This is a genomic window from Sphingobium sp. LSP13-1-1.1 (assembly GCF_040676415.1).
In the GTDB taxonomy this organism is placed as follows: domain Bacteria; phylum Pseudomonadota; class Alphaproteobacteria; order Sphingomonadales; family Sphingomonadaceae; genus Sphingobium.
Genome location: NZ_JBEGHU010000034.1, coordinates 348,858 through 374,344 on the forward strand (window position 1 = coordinate 348,858; position 25,487 = coordinate 374,344).

Genomic DNA, 25,487 nt, shown 5'->3' on the forward strand with positions numbered 1-25,487 from the left:
CAGGAGCACGTCCCGCATCCTCAGCCCAGCGTTTTTGCCCGGATCGCTTTCAGATCCTCCTCCGGCCGCGCACCCCAGTGGGAAATCACTTCAGCCGCCGCAGCAGCGCCCAGCTTCAGGCATTGGTCGACATCCAGCCCCTCCAGATGGCCCGCCAGGAAACCCGCTGCGAACAGGTCGCCCGCACCGGTCGTGTCGATCACTTCCGCAACCGGCGCGGCATGCGCCTCGTACCGCGTGCCGTCGACCACGGCGATCGCGCCCTTCTCGCTGCGCGTGGAGACCAGCACCGGAACTTTCGCGGCCACGGCTGCCACGGCGGCTTCGAAATCGTGCATCCCCGCCAATGACTGGATCTCGCCTTCATTGGAGAAGAGAATGTCGATGAGCCCTTGATCGATCAATTCGATGAAGTCGGCGCGATGACGGTCGATCACGAAATTGTCCGACAGGGTGAAGGCGACCTTCCGCCCCGCGCCCCGCGCGGCGTCGATGGCTGCCCGCATCGCCGCGCGCGGCTGCTCCGGATCCCAGAGATAGCCTTCCAGATAGAGGATCGAGGCGGAACGGATAAGGTCGAGGTCCAGCGCGGCTTCCGGCAGGAATTGTGATGCGCCCAGAAAGGTGTTCATCGTTCGTTGCGCGTCGGGCGTCACCAGGATCAGGCAGCGCGCCGTCGGCACGTCCCCCTGCATCGTCGGCGTGTCATAACGGATGCCCAGCGCGCGCACGTCATGGGAGAAGACGGCGCCGAGCTGATCGTCATTGACCTGTCCGATGAAGCCGCATTTCTTGCCGAACGCGGCCAGGCCCGCCAGCGTGTTCGCCGCAGATCCGCCGCTGATCTCCTTGCCCGCGCCCATGTCGGCATACAGGCTCTCCGCCGTCTCCGCGTCGATCAGCTGCATGCCGCCCTTGGTCAGCGCATGTTCGGCCAGGAAAGCGTCGTCGCTCCGGGCAAGCACGTCGACAATGGCATTGCCGATGGCGACAACATCAAGCGTGGGGGCAGCAGCAGTCACGCAAAATCCTTCGTGAATGAGGGGGAAAATCCCGCCGTCTCTACCGATCCGGGGCGTGGCGCGCAACGGCGCTGATTGACGCTGGGCGCAGAGGCGGGAATAGCTGTGCCATGGTCCTTGCCGCCGCCCTCCGCGCCTGCCCCTCGATCGTCCATGGCGCCGCACTTCGCCTGCTGGTCAAGTCGCTGCTGCTGACCCTGCTGATCTTCGCGCTTCTCGCCGCCGCATTGGGGGCGGGCGTTCACGCGCTCCGCCAGCATCAAGGCTGGATGCCGGGCGTGGGCTGGGGCGGGCTGGCGGAGGCGACCGCGACCGCGCTGATCGTGATCGCCGCCGGCTGGCTGCTGTTCCGCGCCACCGCCATGGCGATCATGAGCCTGTTTGCCGACGACATCGTCATTGCCGTCGAACGGGACAGCTATCCGGCGGCGGCGGCCCGCGCCCGGCCGGTCGGCTGGGGTCGCAGCCTTCGGCTCGCCCTGCGCTCCATCCTGCGGACCGTCGGCTGGAACCTGCTCGCTTTGCCGGCCTATCTGCTGCTGCTGGTGACGGGCGTCGGCACGCTGGGCCTGTTCCTGGTCCTGAACGCCGCCCTGCTGGGCCGCGACATGGCCGACATGGTCGAGCCGCGCCATCCCGACCTGCCGCCTATCCCGCGTGGCAGCCGGTGGCTGATGGGCCTCGCTTCGGCGCTGATCTTCCTCGTGCCGGTGCTCAACCTGCTTGCACCGATCTGGAGCGCCGCTATGGCGGTCCACATGCTGCACGGTGCCCGAAGGAACATGCCATGACCCGTCCTCATCCGGCGCTCGTCCTGGCTTCGCTCTTGACCCTCGCCGCCTGCGGAGGGGTGGTGCCGCCGCCTGCGGCCCAGATCACCCGCCCGCCTGTCGGTCCGCCGGCCAGCGCCTTCACCCGTCCCGGTCCGCTGATCGGGTCGGACGCGAAGCAGCTCATGCACCTGTTCGGCCAACCCCGGCTCGACATTCGCGAAAGCACCATGCGCAAGCTGCAATTCGCCAATGGCCGCTGCGTGCTCGATGCCTATCTGTACCTTCCGCCACAGGGAAAAGAGCCGCTCGTCACCCATGTCGATGCCCGCACGCTGACCGGCACGGATGTCGATCCGGCGAGTTGCTCGGCCGCGCTGCAGGGCAAATAGCGCATCCGCCTGGCGCACCCGGAGCAGCTTTCCAGCTATTCCCGCTCCAGCCGCTCGATCGCCCAGCGCGCCGCCTCCGCGACGACGGCATCCTCATCGTCGGTCAGCGGACGCAGCCGCCCGATCAATCCCCTGTCACCGCTGTTGCCCGCCGCGATGGCGGCATTGCGCACCATTCGGTTGCGTCCGATCCGCTTGATCGGGGAGCCTGCGAATATCTCGCGAAAGCCCGCATCGTCCAATGCCAGCAGGTCGCCCAGTTCCGGCGCCGCCAGTTCCGCCCGCCCGACAAAGGCGCGGTTCGCGGCCGCGACCTCCGCGAACTTGTTCCACGGGCAGACGGCCAGGCAATCGTCGCAGCCATAGATGCGGTTGCCGATCCCGGCGCGCAACGCCTCCGGGATCGGGCCCTTATGCTCGATGGTGAGATAGGAGATGCACCGTCGCGCATCGACGACATAAGGCGCCGGGAAGGCGTCGGTCGGGCACGCCGCCTGGCAGGCGGTGCAACTGCCGCAATGGTCCTTTTCCGGCATGTCGGGTGCCAGCGCGATCTCGCTGTAGATTGCCCCCAGGAACAGCCAGCTTCCATGCGTCCTGCTGACCAGATTGCTGTGCTTCCCCTGCCAGCCCAGGCCAGCCGCCTCCGCCAGCGGTTTTTCCATGACCGGGGCCGTATCCACAAAGACCTTGAGCGCGCCCGGCTGCTGCTCCACCAGCCAGCGGGTGAGGGCCTTCAGCCCCTTCTTGACCACGTCATGATAGTCGCGCCCCTGGGCATAGACGGAAATACGGCCGCGATCACGCACATCGGCCAGCGCCAGAGGATCGCGCCCCGGCGCATAGCTCATGCCCAGCATGATGACGCTTCGCACGTCCGGCCACAGCGCCTGCGGCGATCCGCGCTGCCCGGCGCGCTCCGCCATCCACAGCATCTCGCCATGATGGCCGGCATCCAGCCATTGCCGCAGCCTTTCGGCCGAACGCGGCGCGGCATCGGCCGGCGCGATGGCGCAGGCGGCAAAGCCCAGCCGCAGCGCTTCGGCCTTCAGCCGCTGTTCCAAGGTTTCATTTTGCGTTGGCATGCGATGCGATTATCAGAGGCCGATGATCGGGGCTCCTCAACCGACCTATGCCGTTGAAGGCCATGGTCTTGTCAAGACATTCGGCGATTTCCGGGCGGTGGACGGTATCGACGTCGCCGTGCCTGCCGGGTCGATCTACGGCATCCTTGGCCCCAATGGCGCGGGCAAGACAACGATGCTGCGCACCCTGCTCGGCATTATCGATCCTGATGAAGGGCATCGCAGCCTGCTGGGCGACAGCGCGCCGCTGCGCCAGGCGCGCAATGTCGGCTATCTGCCGGAGGAGCGCGGCCTTTACCCCTCGATGAAGGCCTTCGAAGCCGTTGCCTTCATGGGCGCGCTGCGCGGGCTGCCGCTGAAGATCGGCCGAGAGCGGGCCCGATCCATGTTGGCGGATTATGGCATGGGCGCCTCGGCGGACAAGCCGATCCGCCAATTGTCGAAGGGCATGGCTCAGACCGTGCAGCTTTTCGGCACGATCGTCCACGAACCGCGCCTGATCGTGCTGGACGAGCCCTTTTCGGGCCTGGACGCCTTCAACCAGGGCAAGCTGGAGGTGCTGATCCGGGATCAGGCCCGGCGCGGCGTCACGGTGCTGTTCTCCACCCATGTCATCGCCCATGCCGAACGGCTGTGCGAACGCGTCGCCATCGTCGCGGGCGGTCGCATCCGTTTCGAAGGCACGGTGGACGATGCCCGCAACCGGTTGCGACCGCAGGTGCGCCTGCGCACCCGCGCCAGCGACGGCGGCTGGCGTCGCGCCTTGCCCGCAGAAACGCTGGCGCAGGACGGCACATGGCATTTCCCCTTGCCGCTGGGGGGTATTGAACCGCTGCTCCGCGCCCTGCTGGACGGCAATGCCGGGATCGAAAGCCTGTCGATCGAGCGCCCCGGCCTGCACGACGCCTTCGTCGCCATTGCAGGCGAGGCGGCAGCCCGGCAGATGCAGGGCGACCCGCAGGAGGAGGAAGCCGCATGAACGAATTGATGCGCGCCGCCTTCGTCATCGCCCGGCGGGATTTCACCGCCGTTGTGCTGTCCCGCACCTTCATCTTCTTCCTTCTGGGTCCGCTCTTCCCCATCGTCATCGGCATGGCCTTTGGCGGGCTGGGCGACAGGATTTCCACCACGGATCTGCGGCCGGTCGTCGGCATCGCCATGTCCCCGGCCGACGCGTCGCGGATGGAGCGCGCCCATGCCCGGCTGGCGGAGCGCATGGGGCCTCAGGCCCTGCCCGTGCTGCGCCGCGTTCCGCTGTCGCCCGCGCCCCGCGCTCAACTGGCCAGGGCGAATGCGGATGTCATGGTGATCGTGTCGGGATCGCCGGCCCGCCCCGTGATGACGGGACAGCCGCAGGACATCCAGCGGCTGGAAGGCGACATCAGCCTGCTCGCCAGCGCCGCTGTCGCGGAAAAATCGCTGCACATGGTGCATGTGGAGGCGCAGCAGGTCGCGACCAGCGTCGGCGCGCAGAGCCAGGGCAGGCTGGTGATCGGCCGGATCGCGCAGATCGTCATCTTCTTCCTCACCATCCTGCTGGCCGGCATGATCCTGTCCAACCTGGTCGAGGAAAAGACCAACAAGATCATAGAAATACTGGCAGCCGCCGTGCCGGTCGACGCGATCTTCCTGGGCAAGCTGATGGCGATGCTGGCGATGAGCTTCGTCGGCATCCTCTTCTGGGGCGGAACCGCCTTCGCCGTGTTCCTGGCCCTCAAGACGCCCGGCGCCAGCCTGCCGGACCCCGCCGTCGGCTGGCCGCTGTTCCTGATGCTGGCCGTCATCTATTTCGCGATGGCCTATACGCTGCTGGGTTCGCTGTTCCTGGGCATCGGCGCGCAGGCGGCAACCGTGCGGGAGGTGCAGACGCTCAACATGCCCGTGACCATGGGACAGATGCTGATCTTCTTCTTCGCCACCTATGCCGTCGACAAGATGGGATCGCCGCCGGAGGTTGCAGCGGTGGTCCTGCCTTTCTCCTCCCCCTTCGCCATGATCGCCCGCGCCGCGCAGGTGGACGCGCTCTGGCCCCATCTCCTTGCCATCGTCTGGCAGATGCTCTGGGTCGGCCTCATCATCCGGATCGGCGTGCTGCTGTTCCGCCGCCATGTGCTGAAATCGGGCGGTGGCTGGTGGAAGCAGTTGTTCAGAAGCGCGACAGGCTGACGCTGCTATGGTGCGGTCCATGGATCGGCGGCAATTTCTGGGACTGGGCGGCGGCGTCGCGACGATGGTCGTTCTTTGGCAGGCTGGCGTGGGAGAGGCCGCTGCCGCCTATCCCTTCACGCTCGGCGATGCCGAATGGCGCAAGCGCCTGAGTCCGCTCGCCTATCAGGTGCTGCGCAAGCGCTCGACCGAATATCCCTTCACCAGCCCGCTCAACAAGGAACATCGACCGGGCATCTTCGCCTGCGCGGGTTGCGGGCAGCGGCTTTTCAGCTCGAAGACCAAGTTCGACAGCGGCACCGGCTGGCCCAGCTTCTGGGCGCCGCTGCCGCGCGCCGTCGGCACCTCGCGCGATTTCGAACTGGGCTATCCGCGGACCGAGGTGCATTGCGCCCGCTGCGGCGGACATCTGGGCCATGTGTTCGATGACGGGCCGCAGCCCACCGGCAAGCGCTATTGCATGAATGGCGTCGCGCTGGTCTTCGTCGCGGGCTGAGCGATCACCTTGTAGATGCGGAGCGGACCCTTGCCGGGAAGCTGTCGCAGCCATTGCGGCGGCCGGTCGCGCTTCAGCGCCGCGGCCAGCCCCTGGGGGAAGTCGGCGCGATAATGCTTGATCTCGTTCATCTCGTTGCAGATCAGCAGGTAATCCGCGCCTTTCCCGCCATTCAGGCGCATGACGATCGCCCGGGCCTTGTCGGGCGGCTGGGTGAAGCCGTCGATGACCGCGTTGATGCCCACGGCATTGCGATGATGCGCGGTGCCGATCACGCTATGTCCGGTCCGCAAGAGGATATCCGGTCCCAGATCGAGTGGCGCGAACAGGGTCGAGCGGGGAAGTGCCTGTAACGGAGCCAAAGGGGCGGCGGCCCGGCAATTGACGGTTTCGGGCTGCTCCTTCCGCGCTGCGCCGCTCGCGATCAATATCCAGGCGCCGCACAGCCCCGCCGGCGTCAGCAATATCGCCACGCTCGCCGTGACCAATATGCGCGCGACGGCGTTCGTCCAGCGTTGGATGCGGCGAAACAGGGTCAGCAGCAGCCACGCCGTGCCCGGCAGCGCCAGCACATGCGCCACCGACATGGCGCGCAGCACGAGGATGGCGACCGCCGACGCGCCCGCCAGCAACAAGGCGACGACGATCCAGCGATCCCTTGCCTCCCGCTCCTCGGCGCGCCAGGCCGCGATGATCGTGCTGACCAGCCCCATGGCCGCGGGCAGCAGGATGATCCCGGCCATCAGGGTGCCCTGTTCCCATACAGGGCGGCCCTCCTTCACCTGCAGATACCACAAGCGATAGGCGACCGGACCCAGCGCCTTGAACGGATCGCCGGAAAGGCAGGCGCCGCCGCTCAGCAGGAATATGCCCGCTGCGCTGATCCCGCCAGCCGCCGTCGCCAGGATGCGCTGCCGGACGGTCGTCGTGCCGATCAGACACAGCGCAAGCGGCATCGCCAGCGCGAACGCCAGAAGAGGCCAGATATAGGCTGCCGAAAGGCTGTCGCATTGCCGGATCAACGCGGCGCCGGTGCCGCGCAGCATCAACAGCAGCAGGAGCGCACCGCCGCCAAGACTGGCGGCATAGGCTGCGATCCGCACCGCCTCCCGCCGGTCGAGCCATGTCCGCAGCGCGAATGTACCGGCGAACAGCGCGGCATAGGGCAGCGCTTCGCTGGAAATCTGGAGCCAGAGCGCGATGGCAAGACCGGCTGTGATGCCGCCCCGCAGGCGCCGGGCATCCAGCGCGCCGCAAAGGGCGATCGCCGCCATCCAGATCTGCCAGCCATGATGGTCGATGCGAAAGGGGGTGAACTGGACCAGGATGCTGGGCGTGGTCAGCAGCAGGACGACCGCCAGCAGCGGGACGAACATGCCACTTGCCGCGCGCCGCGCGGCCAGGAACACCGTTGCCGTCAATCCACCCAACAGCATCAGCGGCACCAGCGCGCAGGCCGCGATTTCGGCCTGAACCGTTCCCAGCAGCGGTTGCAGCATCAGGATCAGCGCGGCGATCGGCATGTCGACGATGCGCGACCAGTGCATCGGCCCGCCGGCCGGCGGGTTCACGCGATGCTGGCTGACATCGCGGAAGGCCTGGCCATGCAGCCAGTCGCGCACCTGTTGCAGGCGCATCGCGTCATCGGGGTCGCGAAACTCCAGCCCGGACAGCCCATGGCGGAACAGCCAGAGCATGACGAGACAGCACAGCGCCCAGAGCAACAGCACCGCCGCGTTGCCTTGCCAACGGGTGAGGGGAGATGTCCTGGGAATGGGGCTGCTGTCAGACGCGGGCGAAGATGCCATATTTCCGGATCGCATAGACGGACAGGAAGCTCACCGGAACGGCCGCCAGCTTGGCGAGGGCGGGCGAAAGCCCCAGCGCACTCAGTCCGCCGACCAGCCCCATGGTGATCGCCATGCCGATCAGGGCGCTGAAGAGGAAGGCGATGCGCTGCCTATGGGTGGCGGGCTGCCGCATTTCGAACACGAATTGCGTGCTGATCATCCAGTGCAGGACAAGCCCGCCCGAATAGCCGCCAAATGCGGCCAGCGCAGGCGGCACGCCCAACCGGTGCAACAGCATGAACAGCGCGAAATCGGCCGACAGCGCGCAGATGCTGGCCAGCAGATAGCGCGTGAAAGTGAAGCGGCCGAAGACGGCATTGAATGGCCCGGCCATGCTTCGCACCCAATCACCCATGGGGTCAGGCCGCCTTCAGACGATTGGGCACCAGCCTCTCGCTGGCGAGCGCGGCGCGCTGGCCGGCGGCGTCCTGCCCTTCCTCGCCCGCTTCATGATATTCGGCATCCTCGTTGACCGCCCAGATGTCGTAAAGCTGCTCGCCCGCTTCGATATTGCGGACCGTCAGCATCGCCGTCATCATCGCATGATCCTGGTTATTGTAGCGGTGCATGCCGTTGCGCCCCACCAGATGCAGCGTGGGATAGAGCCGTTGCAGTTCGGTGCGCATGGCAAGGACATTGTCGGCATAGCCGTCATCATAGACCGGATAGGCCTTTTCCTGCCGCACCACCGCGCCGCCGACGACATGATCGGGGTTGCACAGGCCCAGCGTCGCCATTTCCCTCTTCGCCAGTTCGATCAGATTGGCGTCGCTCGACGACCAGAGGCCGTCGCCCTCGAAGCAGAAATATTCCAGGCCGACGCAGGCAAGGTCCGGGTCCGGCACCATTTCGGGCGACCAGCTGCGGAAATTCTGGATTCGGCCGACCTGCACCTTCGGATCGTGGATGTAGATCCAGTTGTCGGGAAAGATATCCTTGCCCTTCACCATCAGCGCCACGGTCAGGAAATCGCGATATTTGAGGTCCATCGCCTGGCCCAGCGTCGCGGGCTGGGGCTGGATGCGCCCGGCCAGTTCGCGCATCGGCGCGGAACTGATGACATGGCCGGCGGTAATGGCGACTTCCCCGTCCGGTCCGTTTGCCGTCATGCGCCAGCGGCCGCTGGCCTGATCCTGCGACAATTGTCCCAGGCTATGGGCCATCAGCACGCTGTTGCCGCGCGCGAGCACGAAGTCGCGGGCCGCTTCCCACATCATGCCGGGGCCAAGGCGCGGATAGCGGAAGCTTTCCAGCAGAGTCTTGGTCGCCATGCCGTCATTGGGCCTTTTGTTGAGGCCCAGGGATCGCTTGAGCCCGTCGGTCACCGCGCCCCACAGCGACAGTCCCTTGATGCGCTGCGCCGCCCAATCCGCCGACATTTCGTCGCAGGGCATGCCCCACACCTTCTCCGTATAGGTCTTGAAGAAGATCGAGAACAGCTTGTGGCCAAAGGCATTGACCGTCCAGTCCTGGAAGGAGCGGACATCCCGATTGGGGAACAGCTTCGCCTTGGCGAAGCTCGCCATGCAAAGTGTTGACCGCCACAGCCCCAGATTGCCCAGCGCCTCGAAGGCGCGCAGCGGATAGCTGTAGAATTTGCCCTCATAATAGATGCGGCTCATGCGCGGGCGCACAATGAAATCGTCGGGCAAAATCTCGTTCCAGAGGTCAACGACCTCCTTCGACTTGGAAAAGAAACGATGGCCGCCAATATCGAAACGGAAGCCGTCAAGTTCCACTGTCCGGCTGATGCCGCCGACATAGACGGCGTCCTTTTCGATGACGCTGACCGAATAGCCCTTTTTGCTCAGCAGATAAGCCGCAGTAAGCCCGGCCGGACCCGCGCCAATAATGGCGACATCCACATTGTGGTCGTTCTGCGGCATCTAGGCCCCCCGATGAAATCCTTTGCCGATTTTAGGTGAAGGAAATCTTCTAAGGAGTAGTTAATGACCGGTAACAATGCAAGATAAGGCAATGCCGGCGGCCTGGCTAAGCCGCCGGCATTCGCTTTTTGCAATGGCGCAGGTCAGCCCTGGCGCTGCGCCTGGATCAGCGTGTTGAGGTCGGTCCGTGCCCCGTCGAGCGCATCACCGAAGCAGGCGCGATATTCCGGCGTTGCCGGCAGGATCGATCCGTTCATCCAGCCGCAGACCTTCTTGGCGGCCTTGGTGATGCGGGAATCGGCCATGCGGGCGCCATGGGTGCTGCTAAGGTTCAGGTCGGCCATCGAAACGGCGATGCTGCGGGTTTCCGCGCCAGTCCGTCCGTCGACCACCACGTCCATATCGTTGATCCCCGCAAAGGCGTTTGCCGCGGGCAAGGCTAGCGTCATGGCGGCGGTCAGCGCCACCAGCATCTTTCTGGTCATCCTGTATCTCCTGTCGAACTCATGGGATCTGCCCAACGCCTGACGTGGGAGAAGGGTCGCGCATGAGATAAGCTTCATGAAGGTCGAGGAAAAGAGGCCAGTTGATAAAAATTGGCTGAAAACCGCTATTTTTGCGGATGCGAAAGGATCTTCTCTCCTTTCGCATCCGCACCAATCATGCCCCGGACGCCTGCCTTTGATCGCGCCGCAGGTCGCGCTCCCCGTTCCCGCCGCTGCATCGGTAAAGGCGGGAAAGCGCTGCCCACTTTCGGCAAGATGCTCAGTGGCGGAAGTGGCGCATGCCGGTGAACACCATCGCCAGCCCCGCCTCGTCGGCAGCGGCGATGACTTCATCATCGCGGATCGAGCCGCCCGGCTGGATCACGGCCGTGGCGCCTGCCTCGACCGCGGCCAGCAGACCGTCGGCAAAGGGGAAGAAGGCATCCGACGCCACGGCCGAGCCGATGGTCCGCGCCTCCGCCCAGCCTGCCTTGTCGGCGGCATCCTTCGCCTTCCACGCTGCGATGCGGGCGGATTCCAGGCGATTCATCTGACCCGCGCCGATGCCGGCGGTGCTGTTGCCCCTGGCATAGACGATGGCATTCGACTTCACATGCTTGGCGACGGTCCATGCGAACAGGCAGTCGCTCAGTTCCTGCTCCGTGGGCGCGCGCTTCGTCACCACCTTCAGCTGGTCGCGACTGATGCGGCCATTGTCGCGGCTCTGGACCAGCAGCCCGCCCGCAATGCTCTTGATCTGGAGGCCGGGGCGCACCGGATCGGGCAGTTCGCCGGTCAGCAGCAGGCGGAGGTTCTTCTTCTTCGCGAAGATCGCCTTCGCCTCCTCATCCGCGTCGGGCGCGGCGACGACTTCGGTGAAGATGCCGCTGATCGCTTCGGCCGTGGGCCCGTCCAACGGACGGTTGACGGCAATGATGCCGCCGAACGCCGATACGCTGTCGCAGGCGAGGGCGGCCTCATAGGCTTCGATCAGCGTGTCGCCGGTGGCAACGCCGCACGGATTGGCATGCTTCACGATCACGACGGTCGGCGGGCCGTCGCGGAATTCGCTGACCAGCTCCAGCGCGGCGTCGGCGTCATTGTAATTATTGTAGCTGAGTTCCTTGCCCTGGATCTGCCGCGCCTGGGCGATGCCGTTGGCGCCAGAAGCCGAGCCGCCGCCGACCGGCAGGTAGAGCGCCGCCGACTGGTGCGGATTTTCGCCATAGCGCAGCGTCGAACCCAGCTTGCTGGAGACCGAGAGGCTTTCGGGGAACTGCACGCCCTGGTCGGCGAAGGCGAACCAGCTCGCGATCATCGAATCATAGGCGGCGGTGGCGGCATAGGCCTTGGCCGCGAGCATGCGGCGGAAGTCGTAACTCGTCGCGCCCGCCTTCTCCTCCATTTCGGCGATCAGCCGGGCATAGTCGGCGGGGTCGGTGACGATCGCCACGCTTTCGTGATTCTTGGCGGCGGAGCGGACCATGGAAGGACCGCCAATGTCGATATTCTCGATGATTTCCTCGCGCGCCGCGCCCTTGGCGACAGTGGCGGCGAAGGGATAAAGATTGACGACGACCAGGTCGATCGCGCCGATCTCATGCTCCTGCATGGAGGCGACATGCTCTGGATTGTCGCGCACGGCCAGCAGCCCGCCGTGCACCTTGGGGTGCAGCGTCTTGACCCGTCCGTCCATCATTTCCGGGAAGCCAGTGAGGTCGGAAATGTCCTTCACCTCCAGTCCCGCCTCGCGCAGAGCCTTGGCCGTGCCGCCGGTGGAAACCAGTTCTACACCATGCCTGCCCAGCGCCTGCCCCAGTTCGACCAGGCCGGACTTGTCGGACACGGAAAGAAGGGCGCGCTTGATGATGACGTCTGACATGGGGGTGCTTCCTGCTGTTCGAATGCCGTTCAGGCTTGCGGCAGCCCTCTAGAGCGATTTTGCCCGGAATGGAACATCTGCCGGCCGGGAAATCGCGGCTGGAGCGGCCGGGGGAGGGCGGCGCCGTGGCGCGGGCGACCAAAGGCTTCTTGATATGAGAAAGGGGCAGGGCGCATCGGGCAATATGATGGGAAGCGCCTGTCGCGCGAGATCGTGAAAAATGGCGAATGATATGTTGTAACTTTTCTTTGTCTCGCCTATGTACCTCGAACCATGCCGATCAGCCTTCGCCACCATCTGCTCAACGGCCGGATCGATCGCATCGCGATCGCTCTGTCGGGCATGTGCGTGGCGCATTGCTTCGGCACGGCCGTGCTGCTGGGCGTGATGGCCTCGGCGGGCGGCATATTCGAAAGTCCGATTTTCCATGAGACCGGCCTGGTGCTGGCGATCCTGCTGGGCGCCGTGGCGCTCGGCCATGGTGCGGTGGCGCACGGCTTCATGATGCCTGCCGCGATCGGATCGCTGGGCCTGGGCATCATGGCCGGCGCGCTGACCATGGACCATGGTTTGCAGGAAAGCGCCTATACGCTGTTGGGCGTCGCGATCCTGGCGCTGGGTCACGATCTCAATCACCGCGCCGGACGCTAGCCGCATCGACGCCGCGCATGGCACAGGGCGGTTGATCAAAGCCCCATGCCATTGCCTTGCAGCGATTTCCTGACTGTTCCAGAGCGGGTTTCGATCTGATTGAATCAGATCGCCGCCCTGGATTCCTTATTTCCCCGATTTCTTAACCAGCGATCGGTTCCGATCGCTTGGAAATCGCTCTAGATCGGCTTCCGGTCCAGCCGATGCTCGCCCTTCACCCACCGCACCGTGCCCGTGCTGGCGCGCATCACGACGCTGTCGGTTGTGAGCTTGCCACCCGGCAGCCGCTTCACCCCGGCCAGCAGCGAGCCGTCAGTGACGCCCGTCGCGGCAAAGATGCAGTCGCCCTTCGCCAGTTCGTTGAGGTCATAGACCTTGTCGAGATCCGCAATGCCCCATTTCCGGGCGCGGGCCCGCTCGTCATCATTGCGGAACAGCAGCTTGCCCTTGAACTGTCCGCCGACGCAGCGCAGCGCCGCGCAGGCCAGCACGCCCTCCGGTGCGCCGCCCGAACCCATATACATGTCGATATTGGTTTCCGGATTGGTGGTGGCGATCACCCCCGCCACGTCCCCGTCGGGGATCAGCATGATGCCGCAGCCAATGGCGCGCAGTTCCGCGATCAGCTTTTCATGGCGCGGCCGGTCGAGCACGCAGACGATGATCTCATGCGGGTCGACGCCCTTGGCATGGGCGACCGCCTCGACATTCTCCTTCACCGATTTGTTGAGGTCGATGATGCCTTCGGGCAGGCCGGGGCCGACGGCCAGCTTCTCCATATAGACGTCCGGCGCATTGAGCAGGCCGCCTTCTTCCGAAATGGCCAGCACCGCCAGCGCATTGGGACCGGCCTTGGCCGTGATGGTGGTGCCCTCCAGCGGATCGAGCGCGATGTCGATCCGGGGGCCGGTGCCGATCGCATTGCCGACCTTTTCCCCGATATAAAGCATCGGCGCCTCGTCACGCTCGCCTTCGCCGATGACGACGGTGCCGTCCATATAAAGGTCGTTGAAGGCCAGGCGCATCGCTTCGACTGCGGCGGCGTCGGCCGCCTTTTCATCGCCGCGGCCGATCAGCTTCGATGCTGCGATCGCGGCCGCTTCGGTCACGCGCACCATTTCCAGCACCAGCACGCGATCGAGTATCGAGCTTGCCTGCACCATGTCTTTTCCTCTTCAGCAGCTATTTTGGAGAGCGCGATAGGATGTCGTCGGACCATTGTCGAGGGTGTGCTTTTCGCAAGGCGGATGCAACGGAAGCGCGTCCCTGGCGTTCGCAGCAGGACAAGACCAAGGGGCGCCCCGATGATCCTCCTGCTGATTGCCGCCAGCCTTTCCGCCCCGCCCGACGTGCTGCCGCGCCGGATCGCCAAGGTTCGGCCCGCGCCATGCCAGGCCGTGCCGGCGCTGTGCCTGACCGGGCCGGCGACACAGGAACAGCGCCTGGTGGGCGGTACAGCGGCACCCGGCGACGGCAAGATGACCGCCTATCGTTTCGATGCGCGGCCGTGCCGGATCGTCGGCAATATGGATTGTCCCAAGCGCGCCCATCGCCGGATATTCCAGCTTGGCGAACCGATTGGCCAGACACTGGTGCGCAGTTTCGGACTGGATCAGAGGGGACTTGCGCCGGATTGAACCCGACCGCCTGGGTCAGTCCGGGCGCGGGGGCGAGGGGAGGCGCGGACGGATCGCGCGCTTCTCCTCAATCCAGAATATGCATCACCATCGGTGTTTGCAGCAGGCTGTCCGACCCGGCCAGCCGGTCCAGCGTCTCGCGCACGCAGCGTTCTTCGCCCGCATGGGTGACGATCGCCACCAGCACGCCGTCAGTCTGGCTGGCGCCGCGCTGGATCATGCTCTCGATGGACACGCCGGCGTCGCGGGTTGCCGCTGCGATCTCCGCCAGCACGCCTGGACGGTCCTGCACCTTGAAGCGCAGATAGGCGCGGCCTACGCGCTTGCCGGCATCCGCAGGCTTCTGCTGCGCCAGCGCGGCGACCGGCATGGCCAGCGCATCGCCATATTCGTCGCGCGCCACGTCGATCAGGTCCGCGACGACGGCCGATGCCGTCGGGCCGTCGCCCGCGCCGCGACCCTGGAAGAAGAGGCGGCCGACGAAATTGCCCTCCGCCACCACCGCGTTCAGCGACCCGTCGACATGGGCGAGCGGATGGTCGAGCGGCACCAGCATGGGATGGACGCGCTGGAACAGGCCGTCGGGGCCGTTCTCCGCCATGCCGACCAGGCGGATGCGATAGCCCAGCGCCGCTGCTTCCGCGATGTCGGCGGCGATGACATGGCGGATGCCGGTGGTCGCGACCGCGTCGAAATCCAGTTCCGTGCCGAAGGCGAGGCTGGCGAGAATGGTCAGCTTGTGCGCCGCGTCGACGCCATCGATGTCGAAGCTCGGATCGGCCTCGGCATAGCCCAGATCCTGCGCCTCCTTCAGCACCTCGTCAAAGCTCCTGCCTTCCTTTTCCATGGTGGTCAGGATGTAGTTGCAGGTGCCGTTGAGGATGCCGTAGACGCGGCTGATCTCGTTCGCCGCCGCGCCCTCGCGCATGCCCTTGATGACCGGGATGCCGCCTGCGACCGCCGCTTCATATTTGAGCGCGACGCCGGCCTTCTCGGCCAGCCCGGCGAGGTCGAGGCCATGATGCGCCAGCATCGCCTTGTTGGCGGTGACGAAGGGTTTGCCGACGCTCAGGCACTGCCGGGCGAGGGTGAGGGCAGGGCCATCGGCGCCGCCGATCAGTTCCACCACCACGTCGATGTCGTCCCGGCCCGCGAGGGTCGTCATGTCGTCCACCCATTCATAGGGCGAAAGGTCGACGCCGCGATCCTTGTTGCGGTCGCGGGCGGAGATGGCAACGATCTGGATCGGGCAACCGGCGCGGCGGGCGATCAGGTCCGCATTCGTCTGGAGCAGCCGGATGACGCCGCCGCCCACCGTGCCGAGGCCAACCAGCGCGACGCGCAGCGGGGCATGGCGGTGCAGATTGGTCATGGCTTGTGTTCATCCTTCCTGTTCGCGGGACGTCGCGCTGATAGCGGCCCCTGCGCATCTGTCCAAGGAAAAGGAACCGACGGCGCGACCGAAAACTGTCGCCGCCGCGCGATCAGCGGACAGCCCTCGTCCGTCCGCACGGACCCAGGGCGTCAAGGACGAGCTGGTAGTCAGCGCGGGCCAGTTCGGCATCCTGGGGAGAAAGCGCGCGGACGGACCGCGCCGGCAGCGCGTTGGGCAGGCCGCATGCCAGTCGGTACCACAGCAGGCTGCCTGGTGCCGGCGGGCGGGCGGCCTCATCCACTATCTCTCCCAGCGCGACGGCCCAGCGCGGCTGCTGCCCGGGCCGGCGCAATATTGACAGTGAGACCGGATCGCCATTTTCCGTTCGCAGGAAGATCTGCGTCTCACCTTCGCCCGCGATGGTGCCCGCGACATGGAAGGCATCTCCCAATCCGACGATGCGGGGCGGTGCGTTGACGGCGACCAGTTCCGAAAGGATCGCCTTCACGCGCTCGGTTTCGGCGGGCGAGGCGATGATCTGGGCATCGCGCGCGACGAGCTGGATTTCGCCGGGACGGGCGCCGGGACGGGCGAACAGTATGACCTGCGCCTTCTTGAGCTTGGGCATCTTGCCCCGCGCGTCGAGCGGCGCGTCGTAAAGGTAGCGGACAGTCGGGCTGATTCCCCCTTCGCCGCGAATCAGATTGCTCACATTTGCCTCGATATAGACCCTCTGATAGCCTGTCGGGACCGCGCCGGCCTGTCCCGGCTTCAATTTGATGATGTTGCCAATCCGCGCCTGTGCCACCAGCGGCGCGGCGTCGGCGAGGTCCGCGAGATCCGCGTAAGCGAGTCCCGCCACCCGTTCCGATGGTTGCGCGACGGTCCGCTCAGACCCCGCCTGAGCCGCGGAAATCTGCGATTGTGCGGCGGAAATGAGGCAAAGAAGGGCCAGCTTCCGTAGGGTCATGGTGGATTTTTTTTTCATCTTCGTCCTAATGATAGTAGCGCGTGGCATATTTACCACACGCAAGTCTTTCCGGTGTGTAGTGACGGTCGCAAACGAACATATCGATAAAGCGTTTGCGTGCCACGATGCGCCGCGATAGGAGTTCGCACGGTAGCAAATGGACGGATAGGGGCCAAGATGACCGGGGTAGCCCGGCCAGCTCGGGCCGTTTTTGGCTTATTTGCCGATAATCAACTGGTAAGCTGAGTTAAGGAGTGTCGTTGCCGAATGGCCTATGCTGACCACTCGCAAGGATCGAGTCGTACGATCTCGATCATTATCGTCGCCCTGATTCACGCTGTTCTGGGTTATGCCTTCGTCACCGGTCTTGGCATGAAATATGTCAAAAAGGCGGCGGAACAGCTGAACGTGATCGACGTCAAGGAGGAACCGCCGCCACCGGACGAGGAGCCGCCGCCGCCGCCGCCAGACCAGCCGGTCGAACCGCCGCCGGTCGTTGCGCCGCCGCCGATTGTTCAGACCCCGGCCCCCGCTCCGCCGATCCAGACGGTTCGGACCCCGCCGCCGGTCTTCAACCCGGTTCCGGTCGCGGCCCCGCCGCCCCCGGCGCCTCCACCGCCTGCGGTGCCTGCGTCGCGTGCAACGCCGCGCAGCGCTCCGGGCAGTTGGCTCAGCGATGCCGACTATCCGAGCCGCGCGCAGCGTGAAGAACGTTCGGGTACGGCCGGATTCCGCCTGGAAATCGGTCCGGATGGCCGCGTGACCAACTGTACCATCACCTCTTCGACCGGCCATGCCGACCTTGATGAGGCGACATGCCGTCTGCTGCCGAAGCGCGCGAGGTTCAAGCCCGCGACAGCAGCCGGGGGTGGTCCTATGTCGGACACGTACAACGGCCGTATCACCTGGCGTCTGCCGGAATGATTTGAAGGGTGGGCGAGCGAAACCCCGGACTGTTCCGGACGCCGCCTTCCCCTTGTTATTGATCCTTTGAGAGGGAAGTCTTGAACATGTTGATGTCTATCGCTGCGGCCGCTGCGCCGAAGTCGGAGAACCCCTATGGCCTGATGGAGGCGCTCCAGCAGGGCGGCACCATCGCCTGGACCGTTTTCATCATCCTTTGCGGTATGTCGGTCGGCACCTTCTATATTCTCTTCACCAAGCTGATCGAACAGCAGAAGGTGATCAACCAGGGCAAGAAGGTGCGTGCGACCTTCTGGCGCGCCGCCAGCCTGAAGGAAGGCACCGCCAAGCTGGAAAAGAACTCCGCCTACAAGCAGATCGTAGATGACGGCATCAAGGCGCAGGAAGAACACACCAAGCTGACCGACCCGGTCGAAGCCCATGACTGGCTGCACGGCTCGCTGGCCCGTTCGGAAGCGGCGATCAACTCGAAGCTGAACGGTGGCCTCGCGTTCCTCGCGACCGTCGGTTCGACCTCGCCGTTCATCGGTCTGTTCGGTACGGTTATCGGCATCTACCGCGCGCTGATCAAGATCGGTGCTGCCGGTCAGGCCTCGATCGACGCCGTTGCCGGCCCGGTCGGTGAAGCTCTGATCATGACCGCCCTGGGTCTGGCCGTGGCCGTTCCCGCGGTGCTCGCCTACAACTTCCTGCAGCGCCGCAACAAGTCGATCCAGGAACAGCTCGCCGGCTTCACCGTCGACCTGCTGGCCTATCTGGTGTCGAACGGCGCCGTGAAGCCCGCAATCGCCGCTGCCCCGGCCGCTCCGGCTGCCAAGCCGGCCGCCGCGCCGACCAAGGCCTGATAGGCTGAGATGCCGGCAAGGGGGTCGGCGGCGCTGCGACGCTCGGATCCCCTTATCGGACGTGGGCCCCGGATTGCCGGGGCACCATCGACAAGCATGTTAGGAAATAATCAATGGCAATGAGTGTTGGCTCTGACGGCGGTGAAGACAAGCCGATGTCCGACATCAACACGACGCCGCTCGTCGACGTCATGCTGGTGTTGCTCATCATCTTTCTCATCGCGGTCCCGGTCGTCGTCCAGACGGTTCAGCTGCAGCTCCCCAAGGTCGCGTTCGAGCCGACGACGACAAAACCGGAAAACGTGTCCCTGTCGGTTACGCAGGGTTCCGACGGTAGCTGTGCGGTCTACTGGAACATGACCCGCGTAACGTCCAGCGAGCTGCTCGACCGCGCGGTCGCGAAGCTTGAGGCGGACATCAAGAAGGCGGGCGGCGTTGAAAACCTGACGCCGGAGGATCTGCCCGAAGTGCATATCCGCGGCGACATCAACGTTCCCTATCGGTGCATCGGCGGCACCATCTACACGATGCAGCGCGCCGGTTTCCCGAAAGTCGGCTTCATATCCGAGCCCGAGCCGGGTTCGCATACGCAGCGGCTTTAAGTTACAGCCCTTTGTGCTGCATTTTCAAATCGGATGGCCGTCAACGGCCATCACTGAAAATGCTCTAGGAGTATCGCCATGGCAATGAGTGCCGGAAGAGACGATGGCGAACCGATGGTGGAAATGAACACGACGCCGTTGATCGACGTCATGCTCGTTCTCCTCATCATGTTCATCATCACCATCCCGATCCAGACCCACGCGGTCAAGATCGACCTGCCGCAGAACGCCCCGCCGACCGACAGCGTCATCGACCCTGTCAAGAACAAGGTGGCGATCGATCCCAGCGGCATCATCACCTGGAACGGTTCTGCGATCGACCTGCTGACCCTGCGTCAATATCTGCAGCAGTCGCTGCGGTTGCCGGTCGAGCCGGAACTGCAGTTCCAGCCGAATGCGGCCACGCGCTATGTGGTCGTCGATGAAGTGCTGGCGGAGATCAAACGCGCCGGCGTGACGAAGCTGGGCTTCGTCGGCAACGAACAGTACGGCAATTTCTAAGGCCGTCATGTTCTAAGGCCTTCGTGCCGGGTCCGGCTGTGCCGGAACCCGGCTCGAAATCAGGAATGCGCATCGTAAGGAGCGCATGACGGGCATCCGCTGGATCATCGGATGTCCATGTGCTCCCAGGGCGCGAAAACGCCGCCGCTGTCTGGCCGGGAATGTTCGACTTCCCGTTTCCGGGCGCGGGCTGGGGTGACGCAATCGGGCGCGAGATGCGCAACCTTGAACGGGGCTGCTTCGGCGGCCCCTTATTTTTGCCGCGCCAGATGCGGCTTAATGCTTTCTTCACCGTGACAGGCGATGATGCTGATGGTCAAATCGGCATTGGATCATGGGCGTCAGAGTTCAGACAAAACCCTATAGCGGCAACGCGCGTCTCGCAGATCGCCGCACGGCGCTTATCGCCGTTCGGGTGCGGCGACCGGGCGAGACCTGGTTCAAGAGCCACATCGCGGATGTCTCCGAAGTCGGCTTCCGCCTGAAAAGCTTCATGAAATTGACAGCCGACGATGATCTGTGGATCATGTTGCCCGGCTTTGAAGGCCGCCGCGCGCGCGTGCTGTGGACCAGGGCGCATGAATCGGGATGCGTCTTCGAACGGCCGCTGCACCCCGCCATTCTGGATCACATCATCCGACTCGGCGAATAATCACGCGCTTCAGCTGGTGGATATGCCGGGAAATCGCCTGATCGCGCTGCCCTCCGACCCGCGAAGATCGCCCTGTCGCGACCGCAGCCTCGCTTCGGCAACACCGACCCGATGGCGGCACCAATAAAAGCCGCGGCCGGTTTCCTCAGAAGAACAGCTTGCGAAAGCTGATCGTCACTGCACGGCCCGTTGGGTCCATATATCCCGGCTGGTAGCGGACCGGCGTGTTGCCGCTTGCATCGGTGACGCTCTGCCGCTGGTTGAACAGATTGTCGATGCCGATCGAAACGCGCGCACCGCGCAGGAATGGATGGTTCTTCACCAGCGAAGGCATCTGCCCCAGATTTGCAAACAGGCGCAGGTCCACCGTCGCCAGGCTGCTGAAATCCAGCCGGGATGCGCCACCAGCCGTTCCGCCCAGCGCCCCGTTGACACGGGTGCCGCTCTGCCAATCCACGCTCAACCGTGCGCCCAGGCCGTTATTGGTATAGCCGGCCCGCGCATTCAGCTCATGTCGGGGCTGTCCGCCCGACGATCCGGTGGCACCCCCATTGAGCAGGTCGAGTTCCGGCACGCCGGGCGCGATCAGGATATTCTCGTTGAAATGCCAGCTGTGGTAGAGGCTGAAGCTGAGCCGCCCTCCGCCTCCGCCGCCCCGTCCGCCGCCGAAACCGCCCGATCCGCCAAAGCCGCCGCCCGGTCCTCGCGGCCCGCCGCCAAAGCCTCCGCCCTGGCTGCCCGGTCCGCCGCGATCGCCATCACCCCGCGGCTGGTCGCCACCACCCGGTCCAGGAGGAGGCCCTCCGGCACCGCCCCCCGGTCCGCGATTGCCGAACAATCCACGCAGATCCTGCAGTTCCTTGGGCCGCTCCTCCGGCTTGGCGCCCGCGGCCCGCCACGCTTCCACCACCTTCTGGATATGCGACTTCAGCGGAATGGAAAGATCGAAGCCCCAGCGCAGCTGCTCGCTCTGCGAACGCAGATAATTGACGGGGAAGTTTCTAATCTCCGTGAGTACGCCGCCGCTGCGAACGAACCGGCCGGGAAAGGCTTCCTCAATTGCTGGCGACGGCGTCGGGAAGGCCGAGATCGGGTTGCTCGTCCGGCTGTTTGTGTAGGTCGCCGTCAGCGTGAGGTTGGGCTTGTCGAACGGCTTGATGGTGGCGCTCAGGCGGAACTGGTCGCGCACGCTCTCCCGGAGCGCGGCGTTGCCGCCGCTCAGTTGCGTCACGAACACGGTTTGTCCGGTCGCATAGTCGAACACCGACACGTTGGGCGTGGAGATCAGCGGATCGGTGATCTGCTGGCCCGTGGGAGCGGCGCGATCCTGATTGGCCGACATCAGCAACTGCACGGCGGGCACCGGCCGCCAGCGCATGCCGTAGCCCAGCGTCGACAGCGTGCCGAAGTCGGAATAATGCTGGGCCGCCGCATTCACATTGACGCCGATGTCGCCGATTGCGCCCAGCACGCCCTTCGTCCGGCTGGTGATCGGCACGTCCAGGCTGATCTGCCCGCTGCCGATTTCGCGGCTGTAGCTGGTGTCGCGCTCCACGCCCGAACGGGTTGACCAGCTGTCAAAGCCATTGGCCGAGCCGCCCACCCGAACGGATGTCGTCACCGCCCCGGCCGGCAGGTCGAACAGCGGACCCGACAGCAGCAGGTCGCCTTGCACCGCTTTCGATTCCGCCCTTGCCCGGTCGATCAGGCGCGTCGACAGCAGGTCGGCGGAGAAGCTGCCAAAGGGGTCCGCCCCCGCGTCGATCGCGTTCTGGATCGGCGCCGTGCCCACGCCTCGATCCGTCGCGGTGCGGGTGTTGGAATAGTCTCCATTGGCGGTGAAGGACCATTGCCAGCCGCCTCCCAACAGGCCGTTCAACGTCAGGCCGACATGGCCCGTCGTGCCCCTGATCTGTTGCCCCAGCTCGCCCGCCTGCCGCAGGTAGCGATAGAAACTCGTCGGCGTGGACAGGGGTGAAAAGGGATTGCCGGCGGCCAGGTCGAACTGTGCTGCTTGAAACCCCTGCAGGCTGTCGCTGTCGGACAGTTCCAGTCGTCCGTTGAGGGACATGGATATCTTGCCCAGCGCGCGGGCCAGGGTCGCATTGGTGGCAAAGCTCTCGGTCGCCGGGCTGAGCGTGCGATGATGCGCCAGCTCGCCGCCGGTCATGCCATTCTCGCCCACCAGAAACGCGCCGATGCCGGACAATTGATTGGCCCGATCGCCCTGCACGGTCGGCACCACGCCGCGTTCGCTCTCCAGCAACGATGCGGCGGTCTTGTACTGCATGTCCAGGGTGAAGCGATTGTCGCCCCGGATGCGCAGCACGGCCCCTTCCGCGGAGCCGTTGTCGCCTCCCCCCTGCGTCGTCGTGCCCGCGCGCAGGTCCACCGTCTCGGCGCGGAACCGCTGGCGCAGCACGATGTTCACCACCTTCTGCGTCGGCGCATAGCCATAGCTGAGCGCGACTTCTTCGGGCAGGATGTCGACGCGCGCCACCGCTTCGGACGGGATGTCCTGAATCTCCGAAAAGCTGGAGATGCGCTTGCCGTTCAGCAGCACTACCGGCGTTCCGTTGGTCTGGGGCGACAATTCCGTGATCATCTCCGATATGGACGTGACGCCCAGGGCACGCACATCGGCCGGGGAAAGCTGCTGCTCCGGCTTGATATTGCCGACCACGGCGCCGCGTTGGGGCTGGCCGGTGACGACGATCTCATCGGCATCGTCCATCTGCCCGGCCGGGCCTTTGGGGCCCTCCGTCTGCGCCATCAGCGCCTCCGGCGCCGCGCTCATCATCAATGGAAGCAGAAAGCAGGCGAAGGAACGGCGCACTATGACCCCCTGGGATTGGAACCTGAATGCCCTCCCTCTAGGGGGGAGTTGTCGCAAGACTCTGGCAAAGCCTGTAAAGATTTGTCGCAAAATGTAATCCGGCGTCGCACCGCCGGTCGGAAAGCGTCATGGAATAGGGATGCCGGATCCATGACGCCGCCTTCATGAGGCCGCCCTCGCGCGTCGGGGCGCCCATGGCCGCTACGCGCCCCGCAGCGGGATGGCGCGCCCAGCACCACCGACCGCTTCTTCCGTTTCCGGCCTCCCGTGTTCGAACGATCCTTATTTCGGCTTGCGAAAGCGGAAGAGGAAGCGATCGGTCTTGCCGCGGATGGCGGGATCAAACACGGGCTTGCTGTGGTCGTCCTGCGGATTGGCCAGCAACGGGCTTTCCGCCTCCAGCACGAAGCCGGCCTTGGTGAAGTCGGCCTTCACCACCGCCGGATCGATCCTGTGCAGCTTGTCGACGATCGCCCGGGTGTCGCCCGCCGGTCCGACATGATCGATCACGCCGACGATCCCGCCCGGCTTCGTCGCCGCGTAGAGCGCCGTCACGAAGGCGGCCGGATCGGCGACGGGAATGCCCATCTCCTGGGACTGCCAGTAAAGGTCGTGATAATTGAGGTTGAGGATGGTGAAGTCGAAGCTGCCGGGCGGCGCGGTGAAAGCTTCGAAGGGATAGCTGACCCACCGCACTTCGGGTCGACGGGCCTGCAGCTTCTGCCATTTCTGAAGGCTTTCGGCATCGGCCGTGAACTGGTTGGGTTCAAAGCCCGTCACCTTCCCCTTCGGACCGACGACATCGGCCATGATCTCCGCCCAATAGCCGGAACCCGTCACGATGTCCGCAGCCTTCATGCCCGGCTTCAGGCCAAGGAAGGCAAGCGTTTCGGCCGGCTTGCGTCCCTCGTCCAGCGCCTTTGCCTCTGCGGGGCGCCCGGGATCGGCAATGGCGGCGGCAAAATCGGGTGCCTTCGCCAGGGCAGCGGGAGCGCAAGCGAAGACAAGGCCGGCGCAGACAAGCGCAAGGGTGGAACGCATCGGAATCCCTCCTGTATGAATCGCGCGAAAGATGCACCGGGCTTCGTCGCCACTCAAGCGTCGCCGATCGAAGCGGATCGCGCGTCCGTCGATTGCATTGGCCGCCAGACTTTCTACACATTGGTGCATGCGCACGCTTTATCCCGCCTTGGAACCCTTTGCTTCAGGATATCTCGACGTCGGTGATGGCCACCGCATCTATTGGGAGCGGGCGGGAACGCCGGGCGCAAAGCCCGCCGTCTTCCTGCATGGCGGGCCGGGCGGCGGCATATCGCCCGATCACCGCCGCCTGTTCGATCCGGAACGCTACGATGTCCTTCTTTTCGACCAGCGCGGCTGCGGTCGCTCGACGCCCCATGCGGAGCTGGAGGCGAACAGTACCTGGCATCTGGTCGCCGATATCGAACGCCTGCGGCAGATGATGGGGGTCGACCAATGGCTGGTCTTCGGCGGAAGCTGGGGTTCGACGCTGGCCCTGGCCTATGCCCAGAGCCACGCCGAGCGCGTCACCGAACTGGTGCTGCGCGGCATCTTCACCATCCGCAGGCAGGAGATCGACTGGTATTATCAGCAGGGCGCGAGCCGCATCTATCCGGACAAATGGGAACGCTTCGTCGCGCCCATCCCGGAATCGGAACGCGGCGACCTGCTCCACGCCTATCGCCGCATCCTGACCGGCGGCGATCGGTTGCGGCAGATCGCCGCGGCCAAGGCCTGGAGCGTCTGGGAAGGCGAAACCATCCGCCTGATGCCCGACGCGACGCTGTCCGCCACGCATGAGGCCGATGATTTCGCGCTCGCCTTCGCGCGGATCGAAAATCATTATTTCGTCCATGGCGGCTGGCTGGAGGAAGGCCAGCTCATCCGCGACGCCGGAAAACTGGCGGGCATCCCCGGCGTCATCGTGCAGGGCCGCTATGACATGGCCTGTCCCGCCGAAACCGCCTGGGCGCTGCACCGGGCCTGGCCGCAGGCGCGCTTCGAAATGATCGAAGGGGCGGGCCACGCATTCAACGAACCCGGCATATTGGACGCGCTCATCCGGGCGACGGACGGGTTTGCCGCTCAAGCGAAAGGATAATCATGCGCACATGGATGGTGCTGGCGGGGGTGTTCACCCTGATCGCCTGCGGCGATAGCAGCGACCGGATCACGGCCGTCGATCGCCGGGAAACGCCAGAAACCGGCGCCGCTGCGGCCGTCGCGAAGCTGGACGAGGCCCAGCGCAACGGCGTGCTGGAACGGGCCGTGCGCGCGTCGGGGGCGGCTTGCCCCACGGTCACCCGATCGGAGCGCACGGAAGTCCGGCCCGGCGTCAAGGGCTGGAAGGCCGAGTGCAATGACGGCACGGCCCATCTGATCGAGATCCAGGCCGACGGCACCGCGAACGTTACCAGCCGCACGCACTAACCGTCACGC

The 25,487-nt window shown here is 65.2% G+C and carries 26 protein-coding genes; 14 read left to right on the forward strand and 12 right to left on the reverse strand.

Going from position 1 to position 25,487, the window contains the following annotated elements:
* Positions 1–20: 20 nt before the first annotated feature.
* Complete coding sequence (locus tag MRBLSP13_RS17015) at positions 21–1,022, reverse strand: adenosine kinase (protein ID WP_363755667.1); 1,002 nt, start codon at positions 1,020–1,022, stop codon at positions 21–23.
* A gap of 110 nt (positions 1,023–1,132) precedes the next feature.
* On the opposite strand from MRBLSP13_RS17015, the gene MRBLSP13_RS17020 reads away from it, so the two are divergent.
* Both MRBLSP13_RS17020 and MRBLSP13_RS17025 read left to right on the forward strand, forming a co-directional pair.
* The gene (locus tag MRBLSP13_RS17020; protein ID WP_363755669.1) at positions 1,133–1,813 is read left to right on the forward strand and encodes an EI24 domain-containing protein; all 681 of its coding nucleotides are present in this window, start codon (positions 1,133–1,135) and stop codon (positions 1,811–1,813) included.
* Positions 1,810–2,184, forward strand: a complete 375-nt coding sequence (locus MRBLSP13_RS17025) for a hypothetical protein (protein ID WP_363738879.1) — start codon at positions 1,810–1,812, stop codon at positions 2,182–2,184. The genes MRBLSP13_RS17020 and MRBLSP13_RS17025 overlap by 4 nt, the downstream gene beginning before the upstream one ends.
* Before the next feature lie 35 nt (positions 2,185–2,219).
* Here the strand turns inward: MRBLSP13_RS17025 and queG are convergent, their stop codons facing one another.
* Positions 2,220–3,269 (reverse strand): tRNA epoxyqueuosine(34) reductase QueG, encoded by a 1,050-nt coding sequence (queG, locus tag MRBLSP13_RS17030; RefSeq protein ID WP_363755671.1) that lies wholly within the window; start codon positions 3,267–3,269, stop codon positions 2,220–2,222.
* Positions 3,270–3,291: 22 nt separating this feature from the next.
* Here queG and MRBLSP13_RS17035 point away from each other — a divergent pair, with 22 nt between their 5' ends.
* From MRBLSP13_RS17035 to msrB, 3 genes are read left to right on the forward strand one after another with little or no spacing between them, the layout of a single operon-like run.
* Positions 3,292–4,248: an ABC transporter ATP-binding protein gene (locus tag MRBLSP13_RS17035; protein ID WP_133653491.1), complete on the forward strand. Its 957-nt coding sequence runs from the start codon at positions 3,292–3,294 to the stop codon at positions 4,246–4,248.
* Positions 4,245–5,435 carry an ABC transporter permease gene (locus tag MRBLSP13_RS17040; RefSeq protein ID WP_363738883.1) on the forward strand — a complete coding sequence of 397 codons (1,191 nt, stop codon included), beginning with the start codon at positions 4,245–4,247 and terminating at the stop codon, positions 5,433–5,435. Before MRBLSP13_RS17035 ends, MRBLSP13_RS17040 begins: the two co-directional genes overlap by 4 nt.
* 19 nt (positions 5,436–5,454) lie before the next feature.
* Positions 5,455–5,931, forward strand: coding sequence for a peptide-methionine (R)-S-oxide reductase MsrB (gene msrB / locus MRBLSP13_RS17045; RefSeq protein ID WP_363755673.1), 477 nt, complete (start codon positions 5,455–5,457; stop codon positions 5,929–5,931).
* Here msrB and MRBLSP13_RS17050 read toward each other — a convergent pair.
* The 5 genes from MRBLSP13_RS17050 to purH form a co-directional block, all read right to left on the reverse strand.
* Positions 5,889–7,739, reverse strand: a complete 1,851-nt coding sequence (locus tag MRBLSP13_RS17050) for a hypothetical protein (protein WP_363755675.1) — start codon at positions 7,737–7,739, stop codon at positions 5,889–5,891. The genes msrB and MRBLSP13_RS17050 overlap by 43 nt on opposite strands.
* Positions 7,717–8,136, reverse strand: coding sequence for a GtrA family protein (locus MRBLSP13_RS17055; RefSeq protein WP_363738889.1), 420 nt, complete (start codon positions 8,134–8,136; stop codon positions 7,717–7,719). Before MRBLSP13_RS17055 ends, MRBLSP13_RS17050 begins: the two co-directional genes overlap by 23 nt.
* A gap of 4 nt (positions 8,137–8,140) precedes the next feature.
* Positions 8,141–9,667 (reverse strand): NAD(P)/FAD-dependent oxidoreductase, encoded by a 1,527-nt coding sequence (locus MRBLSP13_RS17060; RefSeq protein WP_363755677.1) that lies wholly within the window; start codon positions 9,665–9,667, stop codon positions 8,141–8,143.
* Positions 9,668–9,810: 143 nt separating this feature from the next.
* The gene (locus tag MRBLSP13_RS17065; protein ID WP_133653486.1) at positions 9,811–10,152 is read right to left on the reverse strand and encodes a UrcA family protein; all 342 of its coding nucleotides are present in this window, start codon (positions 10,150–10,152) and stop codon (positions 9,811–9,813) included.
* Between the two features lie 280 nt (positions 10,153–10,432).
* Positions 10,433–12,034, reverse strand: coding sequence for a bifunctional phosphoribosylaminoimidazolecarboxamide formyltransferase/IMP cyclohydrolase (gene purH, locus MRBLSP13_RS17070; protein WP_363755679.1), 1,602 nt, complete (start codon positions 12,032–12,034; stop codon positions 10,433–10,435).
* Positions 12,035–12,307: 273 nt separating this feature from the next.
* On the opposite strand from purH, the gene MRBLSP13_RS17075 reads away from it, so the two are divergent.
* Entirely contained in the window at positions 12,308–12,685 is a 378-nt protein-coding gene (locus MRBLSP13_RS17075; protein WP_133653484.1) for a MerC domain-containing protein, read from the forward strand.
* 179 nt (positions 12,686–12,864) lie between these two features.
* On the opposite strand, the gene glpX is transcribed toward MRBLSP13_RS17075, so the two are convergent.
* A complete protein-coding gene (gene glpX, locus MRBLSP13_RS17080) occupies positions 12,865–13,848 on the reverse strand; it encodes a class II fructose-bisphosphatase (protein WP_133653482.1) in 984 nt (327 codons plus the stop codon).
* A gap of 141 nt (positions 13,849–13,989) precedes the next feature.
* On the opposite strand from glpX, the gene MRBLSP13_RS17085 reads away from it, so the two are divergent.
* Positions 13,990–14,322, forward strand: coding sequence for a hypothetical protein (locus MRBLSP13_RS17085; RefSeq protein ID WP_363755681.1), 333 nt, complete (start codon positions 13,990–13,992; stop codon positions 14,320–14,322).
* Positions 14,323–14,389: 67 nt separating this feature from the next.
* On the opposite strand, the gene MRBLSP13_RS17090 is transcribed toward MRBLSP13_RS17085, so the two are convergent.
* Both MRBLSP13_RS17090 and MRBLSP13_RS17095 read right to left on the reverse strand, forming a co-directional pair.
* Positions 14,390–15,694, reverse strand: coding sequence for a homoserine dehydrogenase (locus MRBLSP13_RS17090; RefSeq protein WP_133653480.1), 1,305 nt, complete (start codon positions 15,692–15,694; stop codon positions 14,390–14,392).
* 112 nt (positions 15,695–15,806) lie between these two features.
* Positions 15,807–16,667 (reverse strand): hypothetical protein, encoded by an 861-nt coding sequence (locus MRBLSP13_RS17095; protein WP_363755683.1) that lies wholly within the window; start codon positions 16,665–16,667, stop codon positions 15,807–15,809.
* Positions 16,668–16,934: 267 nt separating this feature from the next.
* Here MRBLSP13_RS17095 and MRBLSP13_RS17100 point away from each other — a divergent pair, with 267 nt between their 5' ends.
* From MRBLSP13_RS17100 to MRBLSP13_RS17120, 5 genes are all read left to right on the forward strand, one after another.
* Positions 16,935–17,591 carry an energy transducer TonB gene (locus MRBLSP13_RS17100; protein WP_363755685.1) on the forward strand — a complete coding sequence of 219 codons (657 nt, stop codon included), beginning with the start codon at positions 16,935–16,937 and terminating at the stop codon, positions 17,589–17,591.
* Between the two features lie 86 nt (positions 17,592–17,677).
* Positions 17,678–18,436: a MotA/TolQ/ExbB proton channel family protein gene (locus MRBLSP13_RS17105; protein ID WP_133653477.1), complete on the forward strand. Its 759-nt coding sequence runs from the start codon at positions 17,678–17,680 to the stop codon at positions 18,434–18,436.
* A 113-nt stretch (positions 18,437–18,549) separates the two neighbouring features.
* Positions 18,550–19,038, forward strand: coding sequence for an ExbD/TolR family protein (locus MRBLSP13_RS17110; protein WP_363738902.1), 489 nt, complete (start codon positions 18,550–18,552; stop codon positions 19,036–19,038).
* A gap of 78 nt (positions 19,039–19,116) precedes the next feature.
* Entirely contained in the window at positions 19,117–19,539 is a 423-nt protein-coding gene (locus MRBLSP13_RS17115; RefSeq protein WP_013848753.1) for an ExbD/TolR family protein, read from the forward strand.
* A 334-nt stretch (positions 19,540–19,873) separates the two neighbouring features.
* On the forward strand, positions 19,874–20,191 hold the full coding sequence (locus tag MRBLSP13_RS17120; protein WP_363738905.1) for a PilZ domain-containing protein: 318 nt from the start codon (positions 19,874–19,876) through the stop codon (positions 20,189–20,191).
* Between the two features lie 145 nt (positions 20,192–20,336).
* On the opposite strand, the gene MRBLSP13_RS17125 is transcribed toward MRBLSP13_RS17120, so the two are convergent.
* Together MRBLSP13_RS17125 and MRBLSP13_RS17130 are read right to left on the reverse strand one after the other, a co-directional pair.
* Complete coding sequence (locus MRBLSP13_RS17125; RefSeq protein ID WP_363755687.1) at positions 20,337–23,027, reverse strand: TonB-dependent receptor; 2,691 nt, start codon at positions 23,025–23,027, stop codon at positions 20,337–20,339.
* 282 nt (positions 23,028–23,309) lie between these two features.
* A complete protein-coding gene (locus MRBLSP13_RS17130; RefSeq protein WP_363755689.1) occupies positions 23,310–24,068 on the reverse strand; it encodes a class I SAM-dependent methyltransferase in 759 nt (252 codons plus the stop codon).
* Between the two features lie 127 nt (positions 24,069–24,195).
* Here MRBLSP13_RS17130 and pip point away from each other — a divergent pair, with 127 nt between their 5' ends.
* Complete coding sequence (gene pip / locus MRBLSP13_RS17135; RefSeq protein ID WP_363755691.1) at positions 24,196–25,149, forward strand: prolyl aminopeptidase; 954 nt, start codon at positions 24,196–24,198, stop codon at positions 25,147–25,149.
* Between the two features lie 2 nt (positions 25,150–25,151).
* The gene (locus MRBLSP13_RS17140) at positions 25,152–25,478 is read left to right on the forward strand and encodes a hypothetical protein (protein WP_363738913.1); all 327 of its coding nucleotides are present in this window, start codon (positions 25,152–25,154) and stop codon (positions 25,476–25,478) included.
* The last annotated feature ends 9 nt before the right edge of the window (positions 25,479–25,487 follow it).

Bases quoted from the DNA above. Each gene is read 5' to 3' on its own strand.
- MRBLSP13_RS17075 (WP_133653484.1), top strand. From the start codon at position 12,308: ATGCCGATCAGCCTTCGCCACCATCTGCTCAACGGCCGGATCGATCGC.
- MRBLSP13_RS17140 (WP_363738913.1), top strand. From the start codon at position 25,152: ATGCGCACATGGATGGTGCTGGCGGGGGTGTTCACCCTGATCGCCTGC.
- MRBLSP13_RS17020 (WP_363755669.1), top strand. From the start codon at position 1,133: ATGGTCCTTGCCGCCGCCCTCCGCGCCTGCCCCTCGATCGTCCATGGC.
- msrB (WP_363755673.1), top strand. From the start codon at position 5,455: ATGGATCGGCGGCAATTTCTGGGACTGGGCGGCGGCGTCGCGACGATG.
- MRBLSP13_RS17060 (WP_363755677.1), bottom strand. From the start codon at position 9,667: ATGCCGCAGAACGACCACAATGTGGATGTCGCCATTATTGGCGCGGGT.
- pip (WP_363755691.1), top strand. From the start codon at position 24,196: ATGCGCACGCTTTATCCCGCCTTGGAACCCTTTGCTTCAGGATATCTC.
- MRBLSP13_RS17095 (WP_363755683.1), bottom strand. From the start codon at position 16,667: ATGACCCTACGGAAGCTGGCCCTTCTTTGCCTCATTTCCGCCGCACAA.
- MRBLSP13_RS17120 (WP_363738905.1), top strand. From the start codon at position 19,874: ATGGGCGTCAGAGTTCAGACAAAACCCTATAGCGGCAACGCGCGTCTC.
- MRBLSP13_RS17100 (WP_363755685.1), top strand. From the start codon at position 16,935: ATGGCCTATGCTGACCACTCGCAAGGATCGAGTCGTACGATCTCGATC.
- glpX (WP_133653482.1), bottom strand. From the start codon at position 13,848: ATGGTGCAGGCAAGCTCGATACTCGATCGCGTGCTGGTGCTGGAAATG.
- MRBLSP13_RS17130 (WP_363755689.1), bottom strand. From the start codon at position 24,068: ATGCGTTCCACCCTTGCGCTTGTCTGCGCCGGCCTTGTCTTCGCTTGC.
- MRBLSP13_RS17025 (WP_363738879.1), top strand. From the start codon at position 1,810: ATGACCCGTCCTCATCCGGCGCTCGTCCTGGCTTCGCTCTTGACCCTC.
- queG (WP_363755671.1), bottom strand. From the start codon at position 3,269: ATGCCAACGCAAAATGAAACCTTGGAACAGCGGCTGAAGGCCGAAGCG.
- MRBLSP13_RS17065 (WP_133653486.1), bottom strand. From the start codon at position 10,152: ATGACCAGAAAGATGCTGGTGGCGCTGACCGCCGCCATGACGCTAGCC.
- MRBLSP13_RS17035 (WP_133653491.1), top strand. From the start codon at position 3,292: ATGATCGGGGCTCCTCAACCGACCTATGCCGTTGAAGGCCATGGTCTT.
- MRBLSP13_RS17115 (WP_013848753.1), top strand. From the start codon at position 19,117: ATGGCAATGAGTGCCGGAAGAGACGATGGCGAACCGATGGTGGAAATG.
- MRBLSP13_RS17040 (WP_363738883.1), top strand. From the start codon at position 4,245: ATGAACGAATTGATGCGCGCCGCCTTCGTCATCGCCCGGCGGGATTTC.
- MRBLSP13_RS17085 (WP_363755681.1), top strand. From the start codon at position 13,990: ATGATCCTCCTGCTGATTGCCGCCAGCCTTTCCGCCCCGCCCGACGTG.
- purH (WP_363755679.1), bottom strand. From the start codon at position 12,034: ATGTCAGACGTCATCATCAAGCGCGCCCTTCTTTCCGTGTCCGACAAG.
- MRBLSP13_RS17055 (WP_363738889.1), bottom strand. From the start codon at position 8,136: ATGGGTGATTGGGTGCGAAGCATGGCCGGGCCATTCAATGCCGTCTTC.
- MRBLSP13_RS17090 (WP_133653480.1), bottom strand. From the start codon at position 15,694: ATGACCAATCTGCACCGCCATGCCCCGCTGCGCGTCGCGCTGGTTGGC.
- MRBLSP13_RS17110 (WP_363738902.1), top strand. From the start codon at position 18,550: ATGGCAATGAGTGTTGGCTCTGACGGCGGTGAAGACAAGCCGATGTCC.
- MRBLSP13_RS17105 (WP_133653477.1), top strand. From the start codon at position 17,678: ATGTTGATGTCTATCGCTGCGGCCGCTGCGCCGAAGTCGGAGAACCCC.
- MRBLSP13_RS17050 (WP_363755675.1), bottom strand. From the start codon at position 7,739: ATGGCATCTTCGCCCGCGTCTGACAGCAGCCCCATTCCCAGGACATCT.